Annotated in this window: 5 protein-coding genes; all 5 read left to right on the top strand. The window is 72.1% G+C overall.

Annotated features, from left to right (window positions below):
* Positions 1 to 1,261 (top strand): HNH endonuclease (locus ACFTWP_RS41255; protein WP_380270327.1); only part of this gene is annotated, 1,261 nt, incomplete at its 5' end.
* Positions 1,262 to 1,308: 47 nt separating this feature from the next.
* Positions 1,309 to 2,211, top strand: coding sequence for a helix-turn-helix domain-containing protein (locus ACFTWP_RS41250; RefSeq protein WP_380270326.1), 903 nt, complete (start codon positions 1,309 to 1,311; stop codon positions 2,209 to 2,211).
* 1 nt (position 2,212) lies between these two features.
* The gene (locus ACFTWP_RS41245) at positions 2,213 to 2,953 is read left to right on the top strand and encodes an ATP-binding protein (RefSeq protein ID WP_378711797.1); all 741 of its coding nucleotides are present in this window, start codon (positions 2,213 to 2,215) and stop codon (positions 2,951 to 2,953) included.
* Positions 2,950 to 3,237, top strand: coding sequence for a hypothetical protein (locus ACFTWP_RS41240; protein ID WP_378711799.1), 288 nt, complete (start codon positions 2,950 to 2,952; stop codon positions 3,235 to 3,237). The genes ACFTWP_RS41245 and ACFTWP_RS41240 overlap by 4 nt, the downstream gene beginning before the upstream one ends.
* A gap of 2 nt (positions 3,238 to 3,239) precedes the next feature.
* Complete coding sequence (locus ACFTWP_RS41235; RefSeq protein ID WP_380270325.1) at positions 3,240 to 4,817, top strand: DNA cytosine methyltransferase; 1,578 nt, start codon at positions 3,240 to 3,242, stop codon at positions 4,815 to 4,817.
* Positions 4,818 to 5,138 lie beyond the last annotated feature (321 nt).

Below are 5,138 nucleotides of genomic sequence, written 5' to 3'. Positions count from 1 at the left end.
TCGCCGCGACAACCACACCTGCCGCTACTGCGGAGCCGCGGCCCCCGACGCCCCACTCCGCATCGACCACGTCACGCCCGTCGCCCTCGGCGGCACCGACACCGCCGACAACCTCGTCACCGCCTGCGAGCCCTGCAACAGCGGCAAAACCTCCACCACCACCGACGCCGCCACGGTCGCCGACGTCAAGCAGGACGCCCTCCGGTGGGCCGAGGCCATGAAGCAGGCCGCCGCCAACCTCACCGCGGCCGACCGGCACAAGGCCGCCTACCGCGACGCGTTCCTCGCCGAGTGGAACCGGTGGGGCGCCGGAAAAGGCAAGCAGCGGCGCGAGATCGACCTGCCCAAGGACTGGAAGGCCAGCATCGAGCAGTTCCGCGCCGCCGGACTCCCGGCCACCGTGTGGGCCGAGGTCGTCGACACCTCCATGGGCAACGACACCGTGCGCGTGGACAACAAGTTCCGGTACTGCTGCGGCGTCGCCTGGCGCATGGTCACCAAACTCCAGGAGGACGCCCGGCGAATCGTGGCGAGCGCCGAGGAGCCCGCCGGCAGTGCCATCGCCGACGCCATCCTGACCTTCTGGCAGACCGAGTGGTCGGAGAACAGAGACGACGATCTCGACCCCGAGCAGATGTCGAAGTTCCGGCGCAGCCTTCACGCCCACCTGAGGAATGCGTCCGCGCCCGACCACCTGCGCCTGATGGAAGCGGCCCGCATGGCCATGTACTTCGACGCCCCTGACATCAAGGAAGGGCTCGAATTCCTCCGGCACGAAGAGGGGATGAGGGCGGTCGGCGCCTGGGCGAATGCCTGGACCACCGCCTGCGGCGACTTCCCCTCCCGCGAGTTGCATGCCCGGATGGTCGACCAGGTCACGGACCTGATGGACGCCGACATCAACCAGGCCAGGGTTCTGCGAGCCGCGGCGATCGCCGGCTCGAACTGCTCGACCCGCCTCCATCACGGCCTGAGCCAGGACGAACTGGATACCACCGGCGTCCAGGGCCTGTGGGAGGCGAGCGCCGACACCTGGAGCCGCGCTTACCACGCCACGGCAGGCCAGTGGCCGACCGCCGAACAGCGCGACGCGCTCTACGAGTCCGGGCGGCGGCACTCCACGCAGGCCCCCTACACCTTCCGCGACTTCCACACCGCGGCTGCGGCGGCCGGAGCCTACCTGGACATCGACCTCGGCACCTGCCTGCCGTTCCGCGGCTCGACCTTCAAGGCCGCACAGCTGGCCGCCCCGGCCAAGTAGCCCCGTCCGTTCCGAGCGAGAGAAGAGAGCACGTGAGTAGCGAGGCCATGACCTGGGCGCTGGAGCTTGCCCCGCCCATGCCCGCGCACTTGGTCGCAACCCTCGCTGGCCTGGCCCGCCACGCGGACAAGAAGGGACGGAACTCCTACCCCTCCATCCGCCGGCTGGCTGCATACGCCTGCAAGGCCGAGAGGTCCGTCGCCCGTGACCTGAAGGAACTGCGCACCCTCGGGCTGATCCGCCCCGGCGACCCACGCGCCGCCGCGCACCTGCCCGAGGGGAAGCGGCCGGAGGTCTACGACCTGGCGATGGAAGTAGTCGTTCCGGGGGGCCGCGCGGGCTCAGATGAGGTGACGCGGACGTCACGGGTGACGCTGGCGTCATCCCGTGCACGGGGCGGCAAGCACAAAGTGAAGAAGCCCAGCTCAACCGACGTTTCCGTCCCGGACACGGATGACGTGGACGTCAGGGGTGACGTGGACGTCAGGGGTGACGTGGACGTCCGCGATGGGGTGACGCCCACGTCCGAAGTGGGGCGACGCCCACGTCACCCAAAACAACTACTGAAACCAAAGACTGAAACCAAAGACTCTTCCGCATCTGGCGATGCGGGCAGCGAGCACGACTACGCGCTCACCGACTTCGGCGCCTTCTGGATGCTCTACCCGAAGAAGAAGGACCGCGAGGAAGCCCTCCGCGAGTGGAAGGCAGCCATCGAGCGCGGGGCCGACCCCAAGCGCATGGTCACCGCCGCCACCGCCTACGCGCACGAACGCGCCGGGGAGCCGGCCCGGTGGACCAAGTACCCCGCCACCTGGCTGCGCAAGGGCTGCTACGACGACGAGCCCGACGCCACCCCGCCCCCCCGGCCCCAGCTCCGCGCCGTATCCGGCGGCTACCGGCCGTACACGAATCCCGAAGATCACTCCGACTACGAGAGCGGTTTCTGACATGCCTGATCCTCAGCGCCTCGGCAGCACCGACCTGGTCGCCCGCATCGACCGGATCCTCACCCAGCGCGGCATCGTGCCCGTGCCCCTCAGCGACGACCCCGACCCGTCCGAGCCTGGGCACCCCGAGTTCCACCGCCGGCGCCGCGTCGAGTTCGCCATGACCCGGTGGACCGCGGCGACTCCCCGCCGCTACCAGCACGCCACCGCCACCCACCCCGACGTCATTGCGTGGGCCGGCTCCATCGCCGAAGCGCTCCAGCGCACCGACGACGAGCCGGTGCTGGTCTCCTCGCTGCTGCTGACCGGCACCACCGGCACGGGCAAGACGCACCAGGCATACGGCGCGCTGCGCCTGGTCGCCGAGTCCGCGCCCCGCCGCCCCTACGCCGTCATCGCCACGACCACCGCCGACATGTACGGCGCGCTGCGGCCCACCGGGCAGATCGGCGCGGCCGAGCAGTACCTCGGCCGGCTGTGCGAGGTGCCGCTGTTGCTGCTCGATGACCTCGGCTCGGCGAAGGCGTCGGAGTGGACGGAGGAGGTCACCTACCGGGTGATCAATGAGCGGTACAACCGTTGCCTGCCGACGGCGTTCACGAGCAACCTGCCGCCGCGGTCGAAGGAGGGCCCCGATCTGACGGCGACCCTCGGGGACCGCATCGTGTCGCGGCTCGCGGAGATGACGAAGGTCATCCCGATGGCCGGTGCGGACCGCCGCCGGATCGGCGGTGCCGCATGACCGCCCCGATCCCCGCCGCCGCGCTCCGGGTGATTGCCGCCGCGGCGGACGACTACCGCGTGGTCACCCCGCGGGACGAGCGGCACCCGGCCGGCCTGGCGCAGACGGTCGCCACGTACCTGCTGTCCTCCGGCTACGAGGTGCGGCCGGCGGAGGACCTGCCGTCCGGGGCGTGGGGCGGGCCGCTGCCCGCCGCGCCCGTCACCGAGGCGGAGGCCGCCCGTCACCGCGCCGACCTGCTGGCCGCGCTCACCAACACCGACACCACCACCGAGGAGAACTGACGATGTACCGACACGACGACACCGACCTGACCGTCATGGACTGGTTCTGCGGGGCGGGGGGCAGCTCGCAGGGTGCCGACGCCGTTCCGGGGGTGCGGGTGCAGCGCGCCGCGAACCACTGGGAGCGCGCCATCGAGTCCCACAGCGCGAACTTCCCCCAGGCCGACCACTACCGGGGCGACATCCGCGAAGCCCCCGTCGAGAAGTGGCCCGTCACCGACATCTTCTGGGCGTCGCCGGAGTGCCCGCAGTGGTCCAACGCCCGCGGAAAGCGCCGGGACTTCGACACCAGCCTCCAGCCGGACCTGTTCGGTGAGTCCGGCCCGTCCGAGGAGGTCGAGCGGTCCCGGGCCCTGATGGAGGAGGTCCCGATGTACCTGCGGGGCGTGATCCAGCGCGGCGGCCTCGTCAAGGCAGGCGTCGTGGAGAACGTGATCGATGTCCGGGCCTGGGATCAGTGGGACCGGTGGGTGGGCGAGATCCGCGCGCTGGGCTACGACACCCGGCTGATCGCCCTGAACTCCATGCACGCCGACCCGCGCAGCGTCCACCGGGCCCCGCAGTCCCGCGACCGCCTGTACCTCGCGTACTGGCACCGCACGCTCGGCCGCGCCCCGCAGTGGGACAAGTGGCTGCGGCCCCGCGCCTGGTGCCCCGGCTGCGACACCTGGATCCACGCCGTCCAGGTGTTTAAGACGCCGGGCCGGGACATGGGCCGCTACCGCCAGCAGTACGTCTACCGCTGCCCGTCCACCGCCTGCCGCAACAGCGTGGTGGAGCCCGAAGTCCTGCCCGCCGCGGCGGCGATCGACTGGTCCATCCCCGGGCAGCGCATCGGCGACCGGGCCAAGCCGCTGGCGGACAAGACGCTGGCGAGGATCCAGGCCGGGCTGGAGCGGTTCTCCCAGCCGATGATGGTCCCGGCCGGCGGCACCTGGCGGAACGACGCCACCGCCGTGACCGACCCGATGCCCTGCCGCACCACCCGAGAGAACGACGGCCTGGCCGTCCCCCCGCTGCTGGTGCCGGTCGAGGGACGCGACGGCAAGGAAGCCGGCACGGCCAACGCGCCGCTGCGCACGCAGACCGCCCGCAACGAGACCGGGCTGGCGTGGCTGCCGTTCGTCGCCGAACTCCGGGGCGGCGGCTCGGTCGCCCGCCCGGTGTCGGACGCGCTGGCCACGGTGACCGCCTCCGGCAACCACCACGGCCTGGTCACGCCGGAGTCGGTGGACTGGCAGCACCTGCTCGTCCCGTACTACGGCAACGGCGGTGCCCGCCCCGTCCGGGAGCCGGTCGGCGCGCTCACCACCCGCGACCGCTACGCGCTCGTCTCCGGCGGCCTCCCCGCGATCGAGGACGTGCGGTTCCGGATGCTCGAGCCCCACGAGATCGGCCGCGCCATGAGCTTCGCCGACCAGTACGTGGTCCTGGGCTCCAAGCGCGAGCGGGTGCGCCAGTACGGCAACGCGGTCACCCCGAACGTTGCCGAGGTGCTGATCGCCGCGCTGCGGGAGGCCATCACCGGCGAGGAGCTGGAGCGGTACGCGCCCTCCGAGCAGATCGCCGCCGCCGCGTGACCCCGGCCCGCTGCCGCGCGTGCAGCCGCCCGCTGCGCCGCCGTTCCCGCGACGGCCTGGGCCCGGTATGCCGCCGCCGCACGGCCGAGGTGCTGCTGGTGCCCGTCCCCGACGGCACGCCCGGCCACATCCCCGGTCAGACCGCCCTGCCACTCGTCCCGCACCAGCCCAGCCTTTGGAGCCTGTGATGCCCCTGTCCGATAGCCAGCTCATCGCCCGAGCGGGAGCCCAGTGCGAGTGCGACGGCCGCTGCGGCACCCCGCACGGATCGCCCGGCGCCACCGCCCCGGCCCGCTGCCCCGTCACCTGGGGCCACTGGGA

The sequence above is a fragment of the Kitasatospora sp. NPDC057015 genome (assembly GCF_042673745.1).
In the GTDB taxonomy this organism is placed as follows: Bacteria; Actinomycetota; Actinomycetes; order Streptomycetales; family Streptomycetaceae; genus Kitasatospora.
Note: the sequence above shows the minus strand (reverse complement) of the source record. Positions and strands in the feature narration are given on the sequence as shown.